Source organism: Marivivens marinus, assembly GCF_035969385.1.
Lineage (GTDB): Bacteria > Pseudomonadota > Alphaproteobacteria > Rhodobacterales > Rhodobacteraceae > SELP01.
Map to the genome: position 1 here is coordinate 358,236 of NZ_JAYKKJ010000001.1, position 21,134 is coordinate 379,369.

The 21,134-nt window shown below is 63.5% G+C and carries 21 protein-coding genes; 3 read left to right on the forward strand and 18 right to left on the reverse strand.

The window, feature by feature from the left end; all coding sequences use genetic code 11:
• Positions 1-9 precede the first annotated feature (9 nt).
• The 14 genes from U3648_RS01830 to U3648_RS01895 form a co-directional block, all read right to left on the reverse strand.
• The gene (locus U3648_RS01830) at positions 10-813 is read right to left on the reverse strand and encodes a purine-nucleoside phosphorylase (protein WP_420857526.1); all 804 of its coding nucleotides are present in this window, start codon (positions 811-813) and stop codon (positions 10-12) included.
• Positions 797-1,963 (reverse strand): ABC transporter permease, encoded by a 1,167-nt coding sequence (locus U3648_RS01835; RefSeq protein WP_420857527.1) that lies wholly within the window; start codon positions 1,961-1,963, stop codon positions 797-799. The genes U3648_RS01830 and U3648_RS01835 overlap by 17 nt, the downstream gene beginning before the upstream one ends.
• A gap of 4 nt (positions 1,964-1,967) precedes the next feature.
• Positions 1,968-3,062 (reverse strand): ABC transporter permease, encoded by a 1,095-nt coding sequence (locus U3648_RS01840; protein ID WP_420857528.1) that lies wholly within the window; start codon positions 3,060-3,062, stop codon positions 1,968-1,970.
• Positions 3,062-4,600 carry an ABC transporter ATP-binding protein gene (locus U3648_RS01845; protein ID WP_420857529.1) on the reverse strand — a complete coding sequence of 513 codons (1,539 nt, stop codon included), beginning with the start codon at positions 4,598-4,600 and terminating at the stop codon, positions 3,062-3,064. The genes U3648_RS01840 and U3648_RS01845 overlap by 1 nt, the downstream gene beginning before the upstream one ends.
• A gap of 102 nt (positions 4,601-4,702) precedes the next feature.
• Entirely contained in the window at positions 4,703-5,698 is a 996-nt protein-coding gene (locus U3648_RS01850) for a BMP family lipoprotein (RefSeq protein WP_420857530.1), read from the reverse strand.
• Between the two features lie 272 nt (positions 5,699-5,970).
• Complete coding sequence (locus U3648_RS01855) at positions 5,971-6,384, reverse strand: GNAT family N-acetyltransferase (protein ID WP_420857531.1); 414 nt, start codon at positions 6,382-6,384, stop codon at positions 5,971-5,973.
• The gene (gene tsaB / locus U3648_RS01860) at positions 6,381-6,962 is read right to left on the reverse strand and encodes a tRNA (adenosine(37)-N6)-threonylcarbamoyltransferase complex dimerization subunit type 1 TsaB (RefSeq protein ID WP_420857532.1); all 582 of its coding nucleotides are present in this window, start codon (positions 6,960-6,962) and stop codon (positions 6,381-6,383) included. The genes U3648_RS01855 and tsaB overlap by 4 nt, the downstream gene beginning before the upstream one ends.
• Positions 6,959-7,249 (reverse strand): DUF6958 family protein, encoded by a 291-nt coding sequence (locus U3648_RS01865; RefSeq protein ID WP_420857533.1) that lies wholly within the window; start codon positions 7,247-7,249, stop codon positions 6,959-6,961. The genes tsaB and U3648_RS01865 overlap by 4 nt, the downstream gene beginning before the upstream one ends.
• A 4-nt stretch (positions 7,250-7,253) precedes the next feature.
• Entirely contained in the window at positions 7,254-7,820 is a 567-nt protein-coding gene (locus U3648_RS01870) for a NifU family protein (RefSeq protein WP_420857534.1), read from the reverse strand.
• Positions 7,821-7,892: 72 nt separating this feature from the next.
• Positions 7,893-8,399: a ClbS/DfsB family four-helix bundle protein gene (locus U3648_RS01875; protein ID WP_420857535.1), complete on the reverse strand. Its 507-nt coding sequence runs from the start codon at positions 8,397-8,399 to the stop codon at positions 7,893-7,895.
• Positions 8,400-8,501: 102 nt separating this feature from the next.
• Positions 8,502-8,957: a universal stress protein gene (locus U3648_RS01880; RefSeq protein ID WP_420857536.1), complete on the reverse strand. Its 456-nt coding sequence runs from the start codon at positions 8,955-8,957 to the stop codon at positions 8,502-8,504.
• Positions 8,958-9,045: 88 nt separating this feature from the next.
• Complete coding sequence (locus tag U3648_RS01885; RefSeq protein WP_420857538.1) at positions 9,046-10,095, reverse strand: AbrB family transcriptional regulator; 1,050 nt, start codon at positions 10,093-10,095, stop codon at positions 9,046-9,048.
• Between the two features lie 13 nt (positions 10,096-10,108).
• Entirely contained in the window at positions 10,109-10,972 is an 864-nt protein-coding gene (locus U3648_RS01890) for a branched-chain amino acid aminotransferase (protein ID WP_420857540.1), read from the reverse strand.
• Between the two features lie 179 nt (positions 10,973-11,151).
• A complete protein-coding gene (locus tag U3648_RS01895) occupies positions 11,152-11,664 on the reverse strand; it encodes a VOC family protein (protein ID WP_420857541.1) in 513 nt (170 codons plus the stop codon).
• Positions 11,665-11,837: 173 nt separating this feature from the next.
• On the opposite strand from U3648_RS01895, the gene yghU reads away from it, so the two are divergent.
• The gene (gene yghU, locus U3648_RS01900; RefSeq protein ID WP_420857542.1) at positions 11,838-12,701 is read left to right on the forward strand and encodes a glutathione-dependent disulfide-bond oxidoreductase; all 864 of its coding nucleotides are present in this window, start codon (positions 11,838-11,840) and stop codon (positions 12,699-12,701) included.
• A 35-nt stretch (positions 12,702-12,736) separates the two neighbouring features.
• Here yghU and trpS read toward each other — a convergent pair whose 3' ends face one another.
• Positions 12,737-13,756, reverse strand: a complete 1,020-nt coding sequence (gene trpS, locus U3648_RS01905; protein WP_420857543.1) for a tryptophan--tRNA ligase — start codon at positions 13,754-13,756, stop codon at positions 12,737-12,739.
• 95 nt (positions 13,757-13,851) lie between these two features.
• Here trpS and U3648_RS01910 point away from each other — a divergent pair, with 95 nt between their 5' ends.
• Positions 13,852-14,544, forward strand: coding sequence for a rhomboid family intramembrane serine protease (locus U3648_RS01910; RefSeq protein WP_420857544.1), 693 nt, complete (start codon positions 13,852-13,854; stop codon positions 14,542-14,544).
• A gap of 62 nt (positions 14,545-14,606) precedes the next feature.
• Here the strand turns inward: U3648_RS01910 and murJ are convergent, their stop codons facing one another.
• The 3 genes from murJ to U3648_RS01925 form a co-directional block, all read right to left on the reverse strand.
• The gene (gene murJ, locus U3648_RS01915) at positions 14,607-16,148 is read right to left on the reverse strand and encodes a murein biosynthesis integral membrane protein MurJ (RefSeq protein WP_420857545.1); all 1,542 of its coding nucleotides are present in this window, start codon (positions 16,146-16,148) and stop codon (positions 14,607-14,609) included.
• Between the two features lie 76 nt (positions 16,149-16,224).
• Entirely contained in the window at positions 16,225-19,044 is a 2,820-nt protein-coding gene (locus tag U3648_RS01920; protein ID WP_420857546.1) for a [protein-PII] uridylyltransferase, read from the reverse strand.
• On the reverse strand, positions 19,004-20,179 hold the full coding sequence (locus U3648_RS01925; RefSeq protein ID WP_420857698.1) for a penicillin-binding protein activator: 1,176 nt from the start codon (positions 20,177-20,179) through the stop codon (positions 19,004-19,006). Before U3648_RS01925 ends, U3648_RS01920 begins: the two co-directional genes overlap by 41 nt.
• Before the next feature lie 83 nt (positions 20,180-20,262).
• Here U3648_RS01925 and rsmI point away from each other — a divergent pair, with 83 nt between their 5' ends.
• Positions 20,263-21,129, forward strand: a complete 867-nt coding sequence (rsmI, locus tag U3648_RS01930; RefSeq protein WP_420857547.1) for a 16S rRNA (cytidine(1402)-2'-O)-methyltransferase — start codon at positions 20,263-20,265, stop codon at positions 21,127-21,129.
• The last annotated feature ends 5 nt before the right edge of the window (positions 21,130-21,134 follow it).

The window sequence follows — 21,134 nt, forward strand, 5'->3', positions numbered from 1 at the left end:
AATCTGGACTTATGACAGGCCCCGCAGGTAACGCCGCAGCACCTTTTCCAGCTTGGCCGCGCCCAGCGGCGCCATTGCCTTGGTATGTTCGTGGCTGATCTTTTCGCTGCTCATCCCGGCGGCCATGTTGGTGATGGTCGAGATCGCCGCACAGCGCAGCCCGAGGAACCGGCCAAGGATCACCTCTGGCACGGTGGACATACCCACCGCATCCGCGCCCAGCATCTTGATCGCCCGGATTTCCGCCGGGGTTTCGAAGGACGGGCCGGAATACCAGGCGTAGATGCCCTGTGCCATCGGCACCTTGTCCTCGGCAGCCGCCGCGACCAGGCCTGCGCGCATTTCGGAATCGTAGGCCTCGGTCATCGGGACAAAGCGGCTGTCGGTCGGCTCGCCAATCAGCGGGTTCAGCCCGGAAAAGTTTATGTGGTCGGACAGGCACATGATGGACCCGGTCGCCATGTCGGGCCGCAGCGATCCTGCGGCATTGGTGGCGATCATCATTTCCGCGCCCAGTTCGCGCAGCACTTCAAGTGGGGTGCGCATGGCCGACGGGTCACCCTTTTCGTAGTAATGCGCCCGCCCACCGAACACAGCGACCCGCACCCCTTCCAGCGTGCCGATCACAAGGTTCGGGTTGTGGCCGCTGACGCCCGCGTGCGGGAACCCGGGCAGCTCGGAATAGGGAATGGCAATCCCCTCGACCGCGCCGGCAAGGTGGCCAAGGCCGGACCCGAGGACCAGACCAAGACGAACCGGTTCCGACCCGACCCGTTCCCGGATCAGGTCGGCGATATCAGCGCTCTTTGACATAGGGCTCTCCGCCCGCGCGCGGCGGGATGGCCTTGCCCACGAAACCGGCAAGCACGACCACAACAAGGATATAGGGCAGGGATTGGATGAACTGGGACGGAACCTTCACGGTTTCCCACAATGCACTGCCAAGTGTCATGCCTTCAGCCGATCCGCTGGAAACCCAAGCCCCCAACGCGACCGCGATCAGAACGGCCGCCAGCCCGCCAAGGACAAGCTTATCCACCAGGTCCTTGCGCAGAACATAGCCGATAAGGGCCGCGGAGCCCCCCAGGAGGAGAGCAACGATCCAGAACAGATCGACCTCGATATTCTGGAACCGGGTGTCGATTGCGAAGAACAGGCCGAACAGCAGGCAGGTCCATAGCGCTGGCCATGGGCGCCATTTCGCAAAGATCAGCGCGGCAAGCGCGATGAAGCCCCGGTTGGCGGTCATGTCCTTGGTAAACCCGGCCTGAACGGCCGTCGAAAGGTAGGCCCCGGCGATCCCGCACAGGATGCCGCAGATGATCACCGCCGAGAACCGAAGCCGGGTGACAGAGATGCCGGCTGTATCCACCGCAGCCGGGTTTTCACCGACCGCCCGCAGGCGCAGGCCAAACCGCGTCCGGTAGAGCACCCACCAGCTGAGCGGCACGATAAGCAATGAGATGTAGACAAGGATCGCATGGCCCGAGATGAATTCGGAATAGAATTGCATGCCGGGGCTGGCCTGCATTTTGTCCCGAATGCGGGTCAAGGCACCGGGAAGGTTAATGCCGTTGAACCGGGCATCGCCCGACAGCGACGGCGTGCGGCCGCCCTGGGCGAACCAGCCCTGTGCGATAACCACGGTGATCCCCGCCGCGAAAAAGTTGATCGCCACGCCCGAGATCAGCTGGTTGCCCCGAAAGGTGATCGAGGCAAGGCCGTGAATGACCGACAGAAAGACCGACACCAGAATCCCGGCGCCAAGCCCAAGCCAGACCGAGCCTGTGACATAGGCGATTGCGGCCGAAAGGAAGGCGGACGCCAGCATCTTGCCTTCAAGCCCGATGTCGAAGATTCCTGCCCGTTCCGAGAACAACCCGGCAAGACAGGCCAGCAGCAGCGGGATTGCCATTCGGACCGATGCGTCGGCCAGCTGGACCAGAGTGAAATAGGTATCCATCTGCTTATCCTTGCTTCTGCATGGTCCGGAACAGACCTTCGAGGGGGCGGCGCACCATGTTGTCGAGCGCCCCCGTGAACATGATGACCAGCGCCTGAATGATGACGACCATCTGCACCGGGACACTGGTCGCAGCCGAAAGTTCGGCCCCGCCCTGCCAAAGCGCACCGAACAGAAGGCCGGCGATGATGATCCCGACTGGATGGTTCCGCCCCATCAGGGCGACGGCGATTCCGATGAACCCGGCCCCGCCCGAGGCGTTGTCGACCAGTTGGGGTGTGTTGATCCCCATCGAGTTGTTAATCGCCATGAACCCGGCCAGCGCGCCTGAAATCAGCATGGTGATCATGGTGATCCGCACCGGGCTGATACCGGCATAGGCCGCCGCGCTTTGCGATTTTCCGAACGACCGGATTTCATAGCCCAGTCGAGTGTGCCAGATCAGCGCCCAGACCCCCGCCGCGGCAATCAGCCCAAGAAAGATCGAAATGTTGGCAGGCGACCGCCCAAAGGCCTCGATGCCGAATACCCCAAAGATGTCCTGCAGCGACGGCAGGTGAGTTGCCTCGGGGAAGACCGCCGTCGCGGTCTGCATTTCACCGGCAGGGCGCAGGACTTCGCCCAGCATGTAGACCAGAAGCCCGGACGCCATGAAGTTGAACATGATCGTCGTGATAACGATGTGGCTTCCACGTCGCGCCTGAAGATATGCCGGAATCGCGGCCCACAGGGCCCCGAAAACCGCAGCGGTTGCCCCGGCCCCGATCAGCGCAAGAGTCCAGTGGGGCCAAGGAACGAATAGAATGACCAGAGCGGCCCCAAGGCCGCCCAACAGGACCTGCCCTTCACCGCCGATATTGAAGAGTGACGCATGGAACGCAACGGCCACCGCAAGCCCGGTAAAAAGGAAGTTTGTCGTGTAGAACAGTGTGTAGCCAAAGTCCTCGGACGACCCGAAGGCGCCGCCGACCATCAGGGTCAGCGCCTCCCATGGGTTCTGGCCGATGATCATGAAGATGATCACCGAAATGATCGCAGCCAAGACAAGAGAGATGGCCGGGACAAGGACAATGTCCGCCCAGCGGGGCATCGGTTCCATTAGACAGCCTCCTCTTCCACACCGGCCATGAGTAGCCCAAGTTCTTTTTCGTTTGTCTGGTCGGGCAACTGTTCGCCCATGATTTTGCCATCGAACATCACGACGATCCGGTCGGACAGGGACATGATTTCGTCCAGTTCAACGGACACAAGCAGTATCGCCTTCCCCTGATCACGCAGCGCGATGATCTGTTTGTGGATCAGTTCGATCGCGCCGATGTCGACCCCGCGGGTCGGTTGGCCGATAAGCAAAAGGTCGGGATTGCGTTCAACCTCTCGGGCGACCACGATTTTTTGCTGGTTGCCACCGGAAAACGACTTGGCCGCCAGCATCGGGTTGGGCGGGCGCACGTCGAATGTTTCCATCTTCTTTTCGGTGTCCGCCTTGATCGCGGCGTTGTCCATGAGCAGGGCGTTCTTTTGGTATTTCGGGTCGTTGTGATAGCCGAAGGCCACGTTTTCCCAAGCCGCGAAATCCATGATCAGCCCTTCACGCTGCCGGTCTTCGGGGACATGGGCGATGCCGCGTTTGCGTCGCGTCTGCCCGTCGGCAAACCGGCCTGAAAGGTCGATTGGTTCACCGTTCATCCTGATTTCGCCGGTCGCAGTTTGGTAGCCGCCCAGAACTTCCAGAAGTTCGGACTGCCCGTTGCCTGCCACCCCCGCGATGCCAAGGATCTCCCCGGCGCGAATGGTCAGCGACACATCCTTTAGACGCTGAACCCCGGTGCTGTCGGTGACGTTCAGGTTCTTGACTTCAAGTATCGGGTCGCCGGGTTGGGCCGGGGTCTTGTCGACCCGCAGCAGTACCTTGCGCCCAACCATCAGCTCGGCCAGTTCCGGCGGGCTGGTTTCGGCGGTCTTGACGGTGGCTGTCATCTCGCCCCGCCGCATGACCGAAACGGTGTCGGTGATATCCATGATCTCGCGCAGCTTGTGGGTGATCAGGATGATCGTCTTGCCCTCTTCCCGCAGGCGGCCAAGGATGCGGAACAGCTGGTCCGCCTCGGCCGGGGTCAGAACGCCGGTCGGTTCGTCAAGGATCAGGATCTCGGCCTGCCGGTAAAGCGCCTTGAGGATTTCCACGCGCTGCTGCATGCCGACGCCGATTTCCTCGATCTTGGCATCGGGGTCCACATTCAGCCCATATTCTTCGGCCAGCGCCTTCAGTTCGGTGCGGGCCTTGGCCAGCGAAGGGCGCAACAGGGCGCCGTCTTCGGCCCCAAGGACCACGTTTTCAAGTACGCTGAAATTCTCGACCAGCTTGAAATGCTGGAACACCATGCCGATCCCTGCGGAAATCGCGGCCTGGCTGTCGGGGATGACGGTTTTCTTTCCGTTGATGAAGATCTCGCCCGAGTCGGCCTTGTAGAACCCGTAGAGGATCGACATTAGCGTCGATTTCCCGGCCCCGTTTTCGCCGATGATCCCGTGGATCGTGCCCGGCATGACCCGGATCGAAATATCCTTGTTCGCCTGCACCGGACCGAAGGCTTTGGAAATGCCTTTCAGTTCGATGGCGGGTGCGGTCTCGCTCATCACTGGTGTCTCCCTGACGGCCCTCTGCCGGGGCCTTGGTGCATGAGGGCCGCGCCGATCTCTCAGCGCGGCCCCATTTTCACGTCGAACCTGGTGGGCCGATCAGAAGTCGATGGCCGGGCAGGATTCGTCGGACATGTAGTCGTGGACCATCAGCTCGCCCGCGGTGATCTGGGCAGCGGCGGCATCCACGGCGGCCTGCATTTCGGCCGACACGAGGCTGGCGTTGTTGTCGTCCAGCGCATAGCCGACGCCACCGTTTCCAATGCCCATCACGTTGAAGCCGGCCTCAAGCTCCATACCCGCGGTGAAGCTTTCATAGACGGCATTGTCGACCCGCTTCATCATCGAGGTCAGCACCTGACCCGGGTGCAGGTAGTTCTGGTTGCTGTCGACGCCGATCGACAGAATGCCCTCGTCCGCTGCGGCTTGCAGAACGCCCACGCCGGTGCCGCCAGCCGCGGCATAGACCACATCAGCGCCCTGGCTGATCTGGGCCAGCGTCAGTTCGGTTCCTTTCACGGGGTCGTTCCAGGCTGCGGGGGTGGTGCCGGTCATGTTGGCGATGACGGTGGCATCGGGGTTCACGGCCAGCACGCCCTGCGCATAGCCGCAGCCAAAGCGACGGATGAGCGGGATGTCCATGCCACCGATAAAGCCGACGGTGCCGGTTTCCGAGGCCATCGCGGCCATCATGCCCACAAGGTAGGACCCTTCATGTTCGTTGAACACGATCGACCGCACGTTCGGCTGATCCACCACCATGTCGATGATGGCGAATTTGGTGTCGGGGTAGTCCTGGGCCACGGTTTCCAGCGACGTCGCCCAGGAGAAACCGGCCATGACGATCGGGTTGTTGCCGGCTTCGGCAAAGCGGCGGATCGCCTGTTCGCGCTGCGCGTCCGACGTGATTTCAAACTCGGCATAGCTGCCGCCGGTTTCATCGGCCCAACGCTGCGCACCGTTGAAGGCGGCTTCGTTGAAGGATTTGTCGAACTTGCCACCAAGGTCGAAAATGATCGCCGGGTCGGCCAGCGCCGCGCCCGTCGTCAGGGCAAGGGCAGCGGTCGCGCCGAGGAATTTCTGCATGAGGCTCATATGGATCTCCCAGTTTTGTTTTTCTTGGCAAAGCCAGCCGGAACCGTTCCGGCCCTGTCGCCAAGTAACAGACATCTTGCGTGCCAGAGTCAATTTAGCGCGGGAAGAATCTGCCCGGTCAACAGGATTTCCGTCGCGGCATGCAAATATTTGACCAATTAGTCAGAAAAAACATGCAATTTCGTTTGTGCCTGACAGGGCCTTGGTCACATCTGTGAAGGATGGCCGGGAAACACCACAGCCCGGCAGCGATTCGGTCCCGCCGACCTTCGTTAGATCGTCTTTCGCAGAATCATCGCGGCGACTGGTGCGGACCCTTGGCGAGCGTAGTAACCGGCGCGCCTTCCGACCATCGCAAAGCCTGCCTTGGCATAGAGCGCGCGGGCGGCTTTGTTGTCCTCGGCGACCTCAAGAAACACATGTGCCGCCCCCTTCGCTGCGGCGGCCGTTTCAAAGTCTGACAGGGTTTCTTGGGCAAGGCCCGAACGGTGCTTGTCCGGGTGTGTGGCAAGGGTCAGAATTTCGGCTTCGTCCAGGATGATCCGCCCCAGAACAAAGGACATCGGCGTGCCCGTCAGAAGGGTGGATGTATCGGCGAGAAGCGTTTCGAACTCTGCCTTTGTCCATCCCCGTTCGGGTGCAAAGGCCAACGCGTGGGTGGCGGCCAGATCGGCGGCAAGTGTCATGACAGCAGGACCGGCCCCGTGTCGCGGGCCGGTGCTGCATCGGCGGGCCGGATATAGAGCGGGGCAGGGCGCGGCAGCGACGGTTCAGCCCACCGATTGGCCGCGATTTCCGCGATGCGGGCGATCCGTTCTTCATTTGAAAGTATGTCGAGCGTCAACGTCCCGGCGGGAACATCTGCAGCCGAAACAAGGCGCGGCGCCTCATCGCGGATCATAAGATAGGCCTGATCGCGGGGGGCCGGGATCGCCAGCGACCCCTTTTCGTCCGACAACCGCAACACGTCAAACCCGGTTACGCCGACCGCCGGTATCCCCAGCCCCAGCGCAAGCCCGCGCGCAGCGCTGACCGAGATACGGATGCCGGTGAAATTGCCCGGACCGGTGCCCACGCCGATTGCGTCCAGATTGTGCCAGCCGATCCCGGCGGCGGCCAGAACTTCCTCCAGCATCGGCATAAGATGTTCGGCCTGCCCGCGCGCCATATCGTCGATCCGGGTGGACATCTGACCCCGGTGCAGCAGCGCGGCGGCGCAATAGGGCCCCGAGGTGTCGAAGGCCAGGATCGTCGGGTCGCTCATGCCAGTGAGAAGGTCAGCGGTTTCGTTGCGTGGCGTTGCACCACGCCTTTCGCTTCAAGATCGAGCTGCACGCATTTCTGCCACCAGCCGGATGTCGCGCCACCGGGAAACAGATCGTCGGGAAGATGGGCCTTTGCGGCCTCCTTGATCGCGGATGCGGTCATCGGGTCTGCCCCGGTCATGACCGTCAGCATCGCAGATTTCATCGCGCCATATTTCGCGGCGTCGACCCGGGTCACCTGACCCGGGGTATTGACGTTCTCGACCTCGATCTTGTCGCTGGACATGGGATCAGGCCGCGACGGGCCGAACCTCGGTCACTTCGGGGATGTAGTGGCGCAGGAGGTTCTCGATCCCCATTTTCAGCGTCAGGGTCGACGAGGGGCAGCCTGCGCAGGCGCCCTGCATGTGCAGGTAGACGATGCCACGGTCGAACCCGTGGAACGTGATGTCGCCCCCGTCCTGCGCCACGGCGGGGCGGACGCGGGTATCGAGCAATTCCTTGATCTGGGCAACGATCTCGCCGTCTTCGCCGCTATGATCCGCATGACCGCTGGCGGGGGCGGCGCCCTCGCCGCTGATCACCGGCGCGCCGGACTGGAAGTGCTCCATGATCGCGCCAAGGATCGCCGGTTTCAGATGGTCCCATTCGGTGCCGTCCGCCTTGGTCACGGTCACGAAATCCGACCCGAAGAACACGCCGGTCACGCCAGCGACGGCAAAGATCCGCTGCGCCAGCGGCGATGTCTCCGCGGCCTCGGTCGAGGGGAAATCGGCGGTGCCGGTCTGCAGCACGGTCTGTCCCGGCAGGAACTTGAGCGTGGCGGGGTTCGGGGTGCTTTCGGTCTGAATGAACATAGCGGGCCAACCTTTTCTGTCAGATATCCGATATGCGCCTGCACCCGGTGCAAGTCAAGGTTTGGAACGGTTCTAAACCTGCAGGCTGCGCAGCCGCGCCCGGATGTATTTCGCGGCAGAGCGGTAATGTGACGGCCCCGCCGCCTCGGCCCAGCGGCCCGTGGTCCAGGCATTACCGCCGCCCCGCATCGGTGCGCCATAAAGCGCGGCATTGTCGTGGCCGTCGATGAAATCCAACAGGCGTCCGTGATTGGCGCGCAGCAGCGCCCGCGCTTCTTCCCAACTCATACCGGCCTGCGAAGCGCGCAGATCGGCGTTGAAGCGTTTCAGCGCGTTCCACTTGTAGCCCGGGGCAGGGATCTCGACTGGCCCGCCCTTTAATCCCGCGGAATACCAACCAAGGAAAAGGTCGATCCAGGCGGCCCGGTGACCTACGATATCCTTGAGCGTCGTTCCCTCTGCTTCTGGATCGGCGGCCAGTCGCGCGCTTTCCGGCACAGTGTCGAGCAGCGCCTCAAGCTTGGCGAACTCTTTCCTGGCAACATTGCACAATGCGTCTTTCGTGGCGGCGGCGGGCATGGTGGACTTCCTTCTCCTTGCGGGCAAAGTCTTGCACGGGCGCGGGAACCGCGCTTTGACCTCGCTCAACCTGACCGTTCAGAGATGGCGCCACACAATGGTTCAGGTGATTGCTTCGAGCTTTTCCTTGGACAGTTCGCCCGGAACGATGGTGACGGGGACAGGCAGGCTCCCCGATTCCCGGCTCAGTTGGGACACCAGCGGGCCGGGGCCCTTCTTGTCGGTTCCGGCCCCAAGGACCAGAACGCCTATCTCATCGTCCTCGCGGATCTGGGACAGGATTTCCGGCACGGGTTCGCCCTCGCGGATCACAAGCTCGGGATCGACTCCCTGCTTGTCCCGCATCCACTTGGCAAAAACCTCGAAATGGGCGTGAATCCGTTCGCGGGCTTCTTCCCGCATGATTTCGCCCACACCGATCCAGTGATTGAATTCATCGGGGGGGATGACCGACAGGATTTGCACCCCGCCGCCGGTTCGGGCGGCGCGCATGGCGGCAAAGCGCATGGCGTTCAGGCATTCCCGGCTGTCATCCAGCACGACGAGGAACTTGCGCATTGGTATCTCCGTTTCGGTTCTGGTGGATATTGGCGCATGGGCGGCGGGCTGGCAACAAGTGGCCGCGACAGGATGGGCAAGATCCGCGTCACCCGGTGCCGCGCCGGGCACCGCGGGCCAGCAGGGTCGGCACCAATGCCGACAGGATCAAGAGCCGCAGAACATGTGCGGCGGCGACGAATCCGGGGTTTGCGCCGATCGCCACCCCGATCACGGCCATGGCTTCCAGACCACCCGGCGCAAAGGCCACAAGGACATGCAGAAGGGGCATATCCACCAGACCGGCGGCAAGGGCCGCGGCGACAAACCCCGTGGCCGCGATGACAAGCGTGGCACCCAGACCGACCGCGCCGTAGCGACGCAATTCGCCCAGCCGGATACCGGCAAAGCGGCTGCCGATCAGGGTGCCGATCAGCGCCAACGCCGGAAAGCTGATCCAGTGGGACAGCCCGCCGGGGGCCAGCCCGGACAGTCGGGCTGCCGCGCCCACGACCATCCCCGCCATCAGCACCGGGGCGGGCACGCCCGTGCGTCGGACCAGCGGGTAAAGAAGCGTGGCCGTCACCACGCTGGCCGCCGTCTGAACCAGTGTCATTTCGTGAAACGCCTGCCCGGGCAGGGCCAATCCCGGCCCCGTGTCGATCCCGGCAAGGCCGGCCGCAAAGGGAACCAGCAGTGTCAGCGCCAGCAGCCGCACCGCCTGCACTACGACGATGATCCGGCTGTCGGCCCCCAGATCCTCGCCCAACCCGATGACAAAGCTCAGGTGGCCGGGGGTGGCGGCCAGCAGGGCGGTGGATCGGTCGGTTCCCAATCCACGCCGGATGACGGCCTGCGCGGCCAGCATCATCACCACCAGCGACACCCCGAGGATCGCGAAGGCAAGGGGCCATGTGGCGATGGCCGACAGGCTGTCGCGGGACACGCCCGCCCCGATGGTGATCCCGGTCAGTAGAAAGACCACATTGCGCAGCCAGACCGGAAAGGGTTGCCCAAGCCCGATCAGCGCCAGGGTCGTGCCCAGAAGGGCAGGCCCAGTAAGCAGGGGGACGGGAATGCCAACCGCAACCGCCGCCAGCGACCCGACAAGGGCGGTCGCCCCAAGGGTTCCAAGCTGCCGGGCAAGCGCCAGGGGCATGGTTCGTGCCTTTCTAACCTGCGCTGCGCGCCCAGTCCCAATACATCTCGCGCACCCGGCGGGTGACCGGGCCGACCTGATACTGCCGGTCGTCGAAGGCGGTGACCGGGGTCACCTTGGACATATTCCCGGACAGGAACACCTCGTCAGCATCGCGGAAATCATCGAAGGTCAGGACGGTTTCGTTTACCCGGACCCCGTCAGCGGCAAGGTTGCTGATGTGGCGGGCGCGGGTGATCCCGGACAGGAAGGTGCCATTGGCGATGGGGGTAAAGACCTCGCCGTCCTTGACCATGAAGACATTGGCGGTGGCGGTTTCAGCGACATTGCCCATCGCGTCGGCAACAAGCGCATTGCCAAAGCCTTTTGCCCGCGCCTCGGCCAGCATCCGGGCGTTGTTGGGGTAAAGACAGCCGGCCTTTGCGTTGACCACGGCGCTTTCCAGAACCGGGCGGCGGAACCGGGTCGTGGTCAGGGTCGTCGTGGCGTCCGGGCCGGCCATCGGGATCGCCTCGAGGCAGATGGCAAAGCCGGTTTCTTCGGGGCCGGGGATGATCGCGGTCGGGTCGCCGTGGATACCCCAATACATCGGACGGATATAGACGGCGGTGCCGGGGGCAAAGCGGCGCACCCCTTCCATCACCATCTGGACCATGTCGTCGGTTGATACGGTGGGCGTCAGCATCAGCGCCTCAGCCGAACGGTTCACGCGGGCGCAATGCGCATCAAGATCGGGGGCCAGCCCATCGACCCAACGGGCCCCGTCGAACACCGTACTGCCCAGCCAGCTGCCATGGTCTGCCGCCCGCATCACCGGGATGTCGCCCGCGTGCCATGCGCCGTTGAAGTAGGTGTGAATTTCTGTGCCGACCGCCATAGCCCATCCTTTCGTTTCGCGAACGGTAGGCGCAGGATGCCGGAAGGTCCAGATGTGGAAATCGCCCGGGCGGGACGGCCCGGGCGTCAGGTCGCGCTGGCAAGACTGTCCGGCACCAGGTGCGAATTCAGGACCCGAGGGGAGGGCGGCCGCGACACCGAAACGACCAGCCCCGCGAGTCAGGACTGCGACAGTTCCGGTTCCGCCTCGGCGATCAGGGCATCTAGGTCCAGACGTGCGTTGACCATCGCTAGCGTGCCGTCGGGGTTGCGGGGCCATTCTGATTCCGGCTTGTCGACGTAGATTTCCACCCCGTTCTGGTCGGGGTCACGGAAATAAATCGCGTCGCTGACGCCATGATCGGCCGCGCCGTCAATCTGAACGCCCGCCCGGGCCGCCCGCAGCAATGCTTCGGCCAGCGACCGCCGATCCGGATAGAGGAATGCCGTGTGATACAGCCCCGTGTGCCCCTGTGGAGGCGGCGTGCCCCCGGCGCTTTCCCATGTGTTCAGGCCGATATGATGGTGATACCCGCCAGCCGAGAGAAAGGCCGCGCCGGACCCATAGCGTTGCACAAGGTCCAGCCCGAGAATCTCGGTATAGAACTGGATCGATCGTTCGAGGTCGGAGACCTTGAGGTGAACATGCCCGATGCGCGTCGCCGCCGGGGCTTTGGTGATGGGTGTTGTCATGTTGATTTCCTTTCGCCGCCAACATAGCCGTTCTCTTTTCGCGCACAAATTCCAGATTATTGAACTTGGTCGGTTCAAAAATGCACAGCGCTACCTGCGACGACGTCGATTGAAACTGCTTACCGGACCATTAGGTTGTGCGGTGACAGTAGCACATTTGCAGGCCAATACTCATGAGTGAACCGACCCCATATACCCCGCCGAAGGTCTGGACGTGGAACAAGGAAAGCGGCGGCAGGTTTGCCGCCACCAACCGCCCAATTGCCGGACCGACCCATGACAGGGACCTGCCGGTAGGCGACAACCCGTTCCAGCTCTATTCACTGGCAACCCCGAACGGGGTCAAGGTGACGGTCATGTTCGAGGAACTTCTGGCCGCTGGGTTCAGCGACGCCGAATATGACGCTTGGGTCATCGATATCAATTCCGGCGATCAGTTTGGATCCGGGTTTGTAGAGGTGAACCCCAATTCCAAGATCCCGGCGCTGCTGGATCGGAGTGGGCCCGAGCCTGTGCGGGTTTTCGAGTCCGGTTCGATCCTGCTGCATCTGGCCGAGAAATTCGGAGCGTTCCTGGCGCCCGAAGGTCCGGAGCGGACCGAAACCCTGAACTGGCTGTTCTGGCAAATGGGTGCCGCGCCCTACCTTGGTGGTGGGTTTGGACATTTCTACGCCTATGCACCCGAAAAAATGGAATATCCCATCGACCGCTTCGCGATGGAGGCGAAACGACAGCTGGATGTGCTTGACCGGACCCTGGCCGCGCGGCCCTTCCTTGCCGGAGAGCGCTATACGATTGCGGATATGGCCAATTGGGCGTGGTTTGGGCAACTGGCGCTCGGGCGGCTCTACAACGCGGCCGAGTTTCTGGATGTGACCAGTTACGCCCATGTCATGCGCTGGGCGACAGAGATTGATGCCCGTCCGGCGGTCAAACGCGGCCGGATCGTGAACCGGGCCTGGGGCGCTGACCACGAGCAGGTGCTGAACCGGCACAGCGCGGCGGATATCGACGCGGCTCTGGCTAAGGCGCCCTAGGCGAATGGTGGGTCTTGACCCACCTTCACCCGGCCTCAGCCGCGCAGCATTCCGACGATGTCGTAGGTCTGTTCAAGGATCGGCGCGGCGATGGCGCGGGCGCGTTCGGCGCCGCGGGCCAGCGTCCGGTCGATCTCGGCGGGGTCGTCCATCAGCCGCTTCATCTCGGTCGAGATCGGGCCGAGCTTTTCGACCGCCAGATCGGCCAGCGCCGGTTTGAACCGGCCCCAGCCTGCACCCTCGTATTCCGCGATCACCGCCTCGGGGCTTTGATCGGTCAGGGCGGCGTAGATATCGACAAGGTTGCGCGCCTCGGGCCGGTCGGCCAGCCCGTCCAGCGTTTCAGGCAGCGGTTCCGGGTCGGTCTTGGCCTTCTTGAACTTCTTCGCGATCGTGTCCGCATCATCGAGCATGTTGATCCGTTCCATGTCAGACTCGCCCGATTTCGACATCTTCTTCGTGCCGTCGCGCAGGTTCATTACCCGCATGGCGGGCCCTTCGATGACCGGGGTGGTCAGCGGGAAAAAATCGACCTTGTAGTCATGGTTGAACTTGGCCGCGATGTCGCGGGTCAGTTCCACATGCTGTTTCTGGTCTTCGCCCACGGGGACGTGGGTTGCGTGATACAGCAGGATGTCGGCGGCCATGAGCGACGGGTAAGCATAAAGGCCCAGCGATTGCTTTTCCGCGTTCTTGCCGGCCTTTTCCTTGAACTGGGTCATCCGGTTCATCCAGCCCACCCGCGCGACACAGTTGAAGATCCAGCCCAGTTCCGCGTGCTGGCTGACCTGGCTTTGGTTGAACAGGATGGATTGTTCCGGGTCGATACCCGAGGCGAGGTAGCCCGCCGCAACTTCGCGCGTGGCGGTCCGCAGCTCGGCCGGGTCCTGCCAGACCGTGATCGCGTGCAGGTCTACCACGCAATAGACAGTCTCGAACGCGCCGCCCTGCATGCCGACGAACCGCTTGATCGCGCCAAGGTAGTTGCCAAGGGTCAGCCCGCCGGAGGGCTTGATCCCGGAAAACACACGGGGGGTAAAGGTCGTTTCGGTCATGGGGGCCACGCGGAGTGTCTGGATTTCAGGTCCCGGCTGGCTTAGCTAGGGACGCAAAGGGCGTCAACCACAAGGGCGCGGGGCAGGGGGCAGGAATGGACGAAGAGACAAGATACGAAAGCCCGTTCAACAGCATTCCACCGGTGGTGCTGATCCTCGTCTTCGCGGTGATCGGGGTCGAAGGGGTGTTGACCCTTGCAGGGTCCGGGGTCCTGCCGCAGCCGGGTGCGCTGGGCTGGCGGCTGGACCTTGTGGAACGGTTTGCCGTGTCGCCGGTGGTGCTGGATCGGGTCGTGTCCGGTGCGGACCGCAGCCTCGACATGCTGCTGCGTTTCGTCGCTTATCCCTTCGTGCACCTTGGCCTGACCCATGCGGCCTTTGCCGCTGTTATGCTGCTTGCGCTGGGAAAATTTCTTGGCGATGCGTGGAGCGCGCTGTCGCTGATCGTCCTGATGCTGCTGGCGACACTGGCCGGGGCGGTGGCGCATGGGTTGTTTGCCAGCCACCCACAGATGCCCCTGGTCGGGGCCTACCCGGCGATTTACGGGCTGATCGGTGGATTCACCTATGTCCAGTGGCTGCGGGCCGGGCAGGACGGGGGCAGCCGTTGGCTGGCCTTCCGGCTGATCGGGGTGCTTTTGGGGCTGCAACTTGTGTTCGGGCTGATGTTCGGCTCGATCCCGCATTGGCAGGCGGATGTAACCGGCTTCGTCGTCGGGCTGGTCGCCTCGCCCATTCTGGGGCCGGGCGGCTGGACGCATTTCCTGTCCCGTATTCGCCAGCGCTAGGTTTCATGGGTCAAGACCCAACTTTCGCAGGTCAGCACGGGCAAAGTGGGTTTCAACCCACCCTAGCGGCGCAGCGCGCGCCGGAAATCCCCCAGACGGAACGCCCCGACAAGGTGGCCGACGCCGAAATAAACCACGATCCCGACCGTGACGAGGACCGCCAGCGCACCATAGCGGGTGCCTGCCGCGCCGAGGAACGGTTGCAGCGCAGCGGCAAGCCACCACAGCGCCGCCCCCATCACCGCCGAGGCAAGGCAGATCCGCCAGAACCGCCGCCGGAACCGCGCGTCGGTCTGCGCGGCGGGCCCCATCCCGCGCGATGCAAGCCACAGGATCACCACGGTCGACCAACCGGCGATGGTCGTTCCGATGGCCGCGGCCAGATAACCGATGAGCGGGGACAGGCCGATGGCAAGCCCGGCGTTCACCGCAAGCGCAACAAGGGCGATGTAGAAAGGCGTGCGCGTATCTTCGCGGGCAAAGAACAAAGGCTGCAACACCTTTTGCAGCACGAAGGCCGGAAGCCCCATGCCATAGACCGCCACCGCCAGAGCCGTGGCCATGGTGTCGTCCGTACCAAAGGCCCCGCGTTCGAACAATACGCTGACCAGCGGGACGGGGATCGCCACCAGCGCCACAGCGGCAGGGATTGTCAGGGCCAGCGACATCTCGGACGCGCGGTTATAGGCGTTCTGGCCGCCCTCGGTGTCACCCGCTCGCAGGCGTCGGGACAGGTCGGGCAGAAGGACAACCCCGACCGCGATCCCAACGACGCCAAGCGGAAGCTGATACAGCCGGTCCGCATAGGACAGCCATGCCACCGCCCCATCATAGAAACTGGCCACCTGCCGCCCGATCAGCAGGTTCACCTGCATCACTCCCCCGGCAAGGGCGGCGGGGGCGGCGATGATCGCCAGCCGCTTCAACTCGGGCGTCATCCGGGGGCGGCGGGGGCGCAGGTCGAACCCGGCCCGGCGCGCGGCGATCCAGACCAGCCCCATCTGGGCGATCCCGGCCAGCGGCACGGCCCAGATCAACGTATCCCCCACCGGCCAGCCCATGGCCGAGGCAAGCGCCATTGCCCCGATGAACAGGATGTTCAGCAGCACCGGCGCGGCGGCGGCCGCCATGAACCGCCCCGTCGCGTTCAACACGCCCGAGAGTAGCGCGGCGATCGAGATGAATAGGATATAGGGAAAGGCGATCCGCCCGAAGTGAACTGCAAGATCGAACCGTTCGTCGCCCAGAAATCCGCTGGCCATGGCAATCACCAGCCAGGGCATGGCGAAATGGGCCACGACCGAAAAGATCACAAGGATGAAGGCCAGCCCCGACAGGGCATCGCGGGCAAAGCTTTGGGCGTCCTCGCCCGCTTCCAACCGTTTGGAAAACATCGGGACGAAGGCCATGTTGAACGCCCCTTCGGCAAAGAAGCGGCGGAACATGTTGGGCAGGGAAAAGGCAATCAGGAACGCCTCTGCCACCGGGCCTGTCCCAAGATAGGCGGCGATCAGAATGTCCCGCACGAACCCCAGAAGGCGGCTGATCAGGGTCCAGAACCCCACGGTCAGGAAACCGGATACAAGTCGGATCTGTTTCGCCACGGGTTGCTCTGCCCCCAATTACCATGGGCCTTCCTACCGTCTTGGCCCGGTCCGGTCCAAGGAGAAAAGCGCGTCCCTAGCTTGTCGCCCGTTCCGCCCCGGCTGTGATCGCCTCGCGCAGTTTCTTTTCCAGCGTGGCCCGCTTCGATTCCGCGTGGAATTTCAGCCCGAACATATCCTTGACGTAGAATGTATCGACCACCTGTTCGCCATAGGTCGCGATCACCGCGCTGGCGATATAGACGTTGCTGATCGCAAGGGTCCGGGTCAGGTCATACAGAAGGCCGGGCCGGTCGCGGGTATCGACCTCGATGATGGTGTAGATCTCGGACCCTTCGTTGTCGAAGGTGATCGAGGTCGGCACCCGGAAGGCGCGTTCGCGTTTCTTGATCTTGTCCCGGTCCTTGAGCGCCTCGCGCGCCACGACCTCGCCCTTGAGGGTCCGTTCGATCATCTGTCGCAGACGGGGCAGGCGGGCCGTTTCATAGGGGTGGCCCTCGGCATCCTGAATCCAGAAGATTGCCGTCGCATAGCCGTCCTTGGAGGTATAGGTGCGGGCGTCCACCACGTTCGCGCCGACCAGCGCCAGCGCGCCGGTCATCCGCGAAAACAGGCCGGGATGGTCGGCCATGGCGAAACAGGCGCGGGTTGCGTCCCTATCGGCGTCCGGCGTGATGTCGATGCGGATCTCGTCATCCGTGATGCCGCGCAGGAGATGGGCAAAGACCACATGCGCCGCCGCCGGAAGACCCTGCCAGTAGGGGCCGTAGTGGCGCTGGGTTTCGGTGCGAAGATCCTTGGCGTCCCAATCGGTCAGCGCCTCGCGCAGGGCCTTGCGGGCCTCGTTTTCGCGGGTGTCGCGGTTGAGGTCTTCCAACCCGTTTTCAAGGGCCGCGCGGGTTTCCTTGTATAGCCCCCGCAGCAGCATGGCCTTCCAGTTGTTCCAGGTTGTCGGCCCGACGCCCCGGATGTCGCAGACGGTCAGCACGGTCAGCAGGTCCAGCCGTTCGACGGATTTCACCGCCTTGGCGAAATCGCGCACGGTGCGGGGTTCGGCGATATCGCGTTTCTGTGCCGTGTCGGACATCAGCAGGTGATAGCGCACCAGCCATTCGACCGTATCGCATTCCTTTTGCTTCAGGCCCAGACGCGGGGCCACCTTGCGGGCGATCTGGGCACCCAGAACCGAATGATCCTCGTCCCGGCCCTTGCCGATGTCATGCAGCAGCAGGGCGACGTAAAGAACCTTGCGGTTGATCCCGCGCTTGAGGATGCCGCTGGCGACCGGCAATTCCTCGATCAGCTCTTCCCGTTCGATCTGGGCAAGGTGGCTGATGCATTGGATGATGTGCTCGTCCACGGTGTAGCTGTGATACATGTTGAACTGCATCATCGCGACAATGGGTTCGAATTCGGGGATAAAGGCCGACAGCACCCCCAGTTCGTTCATTCGGCGCAGGGCACGTTCGGGATTGCCGTGTTTCAGCATCAGGTCAAGGAAGATGCGGATGGCTTCCTTGTCGCTGCGCAGGTCATCGTCGATCTTGTCCAGATTGGCGGCAAGCAGCCGCATGGCATCCGGGTGCAGCAATGTCCCCGTGCGCAGCGCCTCTTCGAAGATGCGCAGCATGTTGACCTTGTCTGCAAGGAACCCTTTTTCATCCTCGACCGTCAGGCGGTTGTGCTTGATCGCATAGGGTGGCCGGGCCTTGCGCTTGCGGCGCAGCAGCCGTTGCAGCATCGGGGCGGATTTCGTGTGCGTTGCTTCCAGCGAGGTCAGGAAGATGCGGGTCAGTTCGCCCACGCGGGTGGCCTGGCGGAAATACTCTTGCATGAAGTGCTCGACCGCGCGGCGTCCGCCATGGTCGCGGTATCCCATCCTGTCCGCCACCTCGACCTGAAGGTCGAAGGTCAGCTGGTCCTGCGCCCGGCCGGTCACAAGGTGCAGCTGGCAGCGAACCGCCCAAAGGAAATCCTCGGCCTTGCGGAAGGTGGCGTATTCGTCGGCGGTGAACACGCCGCGCCCGACCAGTTCCTTGGCCTCGCGCACGCCATGGACGTATTTGCCGATCCAGTAGAGCGATTGCAGGTCGCGCAGCCCGCCCTTGCCCTCTTTCACATTCGGTTCGACCACATAGCGTTGGCCACCCTGTTTGCGATGCCGCTCGGCCCGTTCTTCCAGTTTCGCCTCGACGAATTCCCCGGCGGTGGATTTGAACAGCTCGGACCAGAGCCGTTTGCGAAGCGTCGCGAACAGGGTTTCGTCGCCGTCGAGAAAGCGGGCTTCGATCAGGGCGGTCCGGATCGTGTAATCCTCGGCCCCCATGCGGATGCAATCCTTCACGGTGCGGCTGGCATGCCCGACCTTCAGTTTCAGGTCCCAAAGCATGTACAGCATGCTTTCGATCAGGCTCTCGGCCCAGGGGGTGATCTTGTAGGGGGTCAGGAACAGCAGATCGACATCGGACTGCGGGGCCATCTCGCCCCGGCCATAGCCGCCGACCGCGACCAGCGCCAAGCGCTCTGCCTCGGTCGGGTTGGCAAGCGGGTGCAGGTGGTCGCGCGCGACCATCAGGACCGTCATCACCACCTGATCCGTCAGCCAGGCATAGCTGCGGATTGCAGCGCGGGCGTTGAACGGGTCTGTCGCAAGGGCCGTTGCAATGGTGGCGCGTCCGGCCTTCAGCGCATCGGAGAGGGTGGCAACGGTGGCCTGCCGCTTGGCCCGGTTGTCCTCTGCCGCGTCAAAGGCGGTGGCAAGACCTGCCTCAACCGCGGCGCGGTCAAAAATACCCTGCGCCGGGCAGATCAGCCCGCCCGGCGCATCAATGGTTTCGTCCAAAGGGGCTGCGGCGCTAGAGACCGGCACCGCCGAAGGCTCTGGGAGCAGGGTCAAGGATTACCACCTGATTGTTCTGGATCGTGGCCACCGCCAGCCCGCGGGTGTTGGTGCCATTGGCGTTCAGCCGGAAAATGCCCGATGTGCCCTGGAATCCCTGCGCCTGCGTCAGCGCGGTCCGGGTCAGCGCATCGCTGTTGCCTGCTGCGACCAGCGCGCCGATGGCGGCGATCCCGTCATACGCAAGCCCGGCCAGCGGATGGGGGGCGCCACCGTAGGCAGTGGCATAGCGGGCTTCGAAGTTAGCCTGCATGGTGGTGTCCGGCACGGCGAAAATACCGCCCTGAACACCGGGAAGGGCCAAGGTCTGCGGCAGGCTGTCCCAACGGGTCAGGCCGATATACTGGGTTTCCGCCGGGTTCAGCCCGTTTTCGGGAAGAACCGTGGCAAGGATCGGAAGGTCGGCGTTCACCCCGGCGGTCATGAAGATCGCCTCGCCCCCGTTCGACCGGGTGGTCGACACGATGCCGCGAGCCGCGTTTAGAATACCCTGCTGCGACAGCGGGTAGGATGCGACGCCCGCGACCGTTCCCCCGGCGCGGCTGACCGCGCTGGCAATGGCGTCTCGCCCGGCAATGCCGGGGATGTCGTCGGAATGGACGATGGTGATCCGGTCATCGCCCTGGGCCACGGCGTAGCGGGCCAGACGGTTTGCGGTGTTTTCAAAGGTCGGTCCAAGGACAAAAACGTTGCCGCCGGCAATCGCGGTGTTGTTCGAAAAGGCCAGCACGTTGATGCCCCGGTTTGCCACGGCCAGACCGGCGGCATTGGCGGATTCGGCGTAGAGCGGGCCAAGGATGATCTTGGCCCCGTCGTTCACAGCCTGGGTCGCCACGGCGGCGGAGGTCGCAGGATCGGCCCCGGTGTTGTAGACACGCAGGTCGATCTGCGCGCCCTGAAGGTCCGCAATCGCCATGCGGGCCGCGTTTTCAAAGTTCTGCGCCAGGAAGGCGTCGGACGAATTTCCGGACCCCGCAGGAACCAGAAGCGCGACCTGCACCGGGCGCGACGTGTTGATGCTGGGGCCGCCACCGCCCATCGGGATCGGTTCACAGGCGGCAAGCCAGACCAAGGCGGTCAGGGCAAGGATTCGGGCGGCCACCTTGCGGGCGGCGGACAAACAGGCAAACATCGACACACTACTCCCCTTGTCGCGGCCCGTCCCCTGGGCCAGATGCGGGTCTATCATAGTGGCGGGGGGCGAAGGGTCTAGGGATGAATTTCGTGAAACAGCGGCTGGCGCCGGGCCTTTACTTTGTCACGACCCCCATCGGAAACGCGCGGGACATCACGCTCCGGGCGCTGGATGTGCTTGCCTCGGCCGATGTGATCGCCGCCGAAGATACGCGGACGGCCCGAAAACTGATGGATATTCATGGGGTTCCGCTGGACGGGCGCAAGGTTGTCGCCTTTCACGACCATTCCGGACAAGCCGTCACCGACCGGATCATCGGGCAGGTGTCCGCCGGGCAATCCGTCGCCTATGTCTCCGAAGCGGGCACGCCACTTGTTGCCGATCCGGGCTATGAACTGGGCCGCGCGGCGATCGAGGCGGGGCTGGATGTGATCGCGGCCCCCGGTGCCTCGGCCGTATTGACCGCGCTGGCGGTGTCGGGCCTGCCGACCGACCGGTTTCTGTTCGCCGGGTTCCTGCCGTCCGGTGCGACGCAACGGGACACCGAACTGGCCGCCCTGCGCGATCTGCCCTTCACCATCGTCTTTTATGAATCGCCAAAGCGCGTTCACGACTTGTTAGTGTCGATGTGTAAAATCTTAGGCAATGACCGGGATGCCGTCGTGGCCCGCGAATTGACCAAGAAATTCGAGGAAATCAGCCGCGGCACCCTGTCCGAACTTGCCGATGCCTTTGACGGGCGGTCGGTGAAGGGTGAAATCGTCGTCCTTGTCGGCCGGGCCGGGGCCCGCGTGGTCGAGGACATGGATATCGAGGCGGCCTTGCGTGACGCAATGCAGACCATGCGGGTGAAGGATGCGGCCACCGCTGTGGCAGGGGCGATGGGCCTTCCCCGGCGGCAGATCTATCAGCTTGCCCTCAGCCTCGGGAAAGAGGACGACGGGTGACGCAG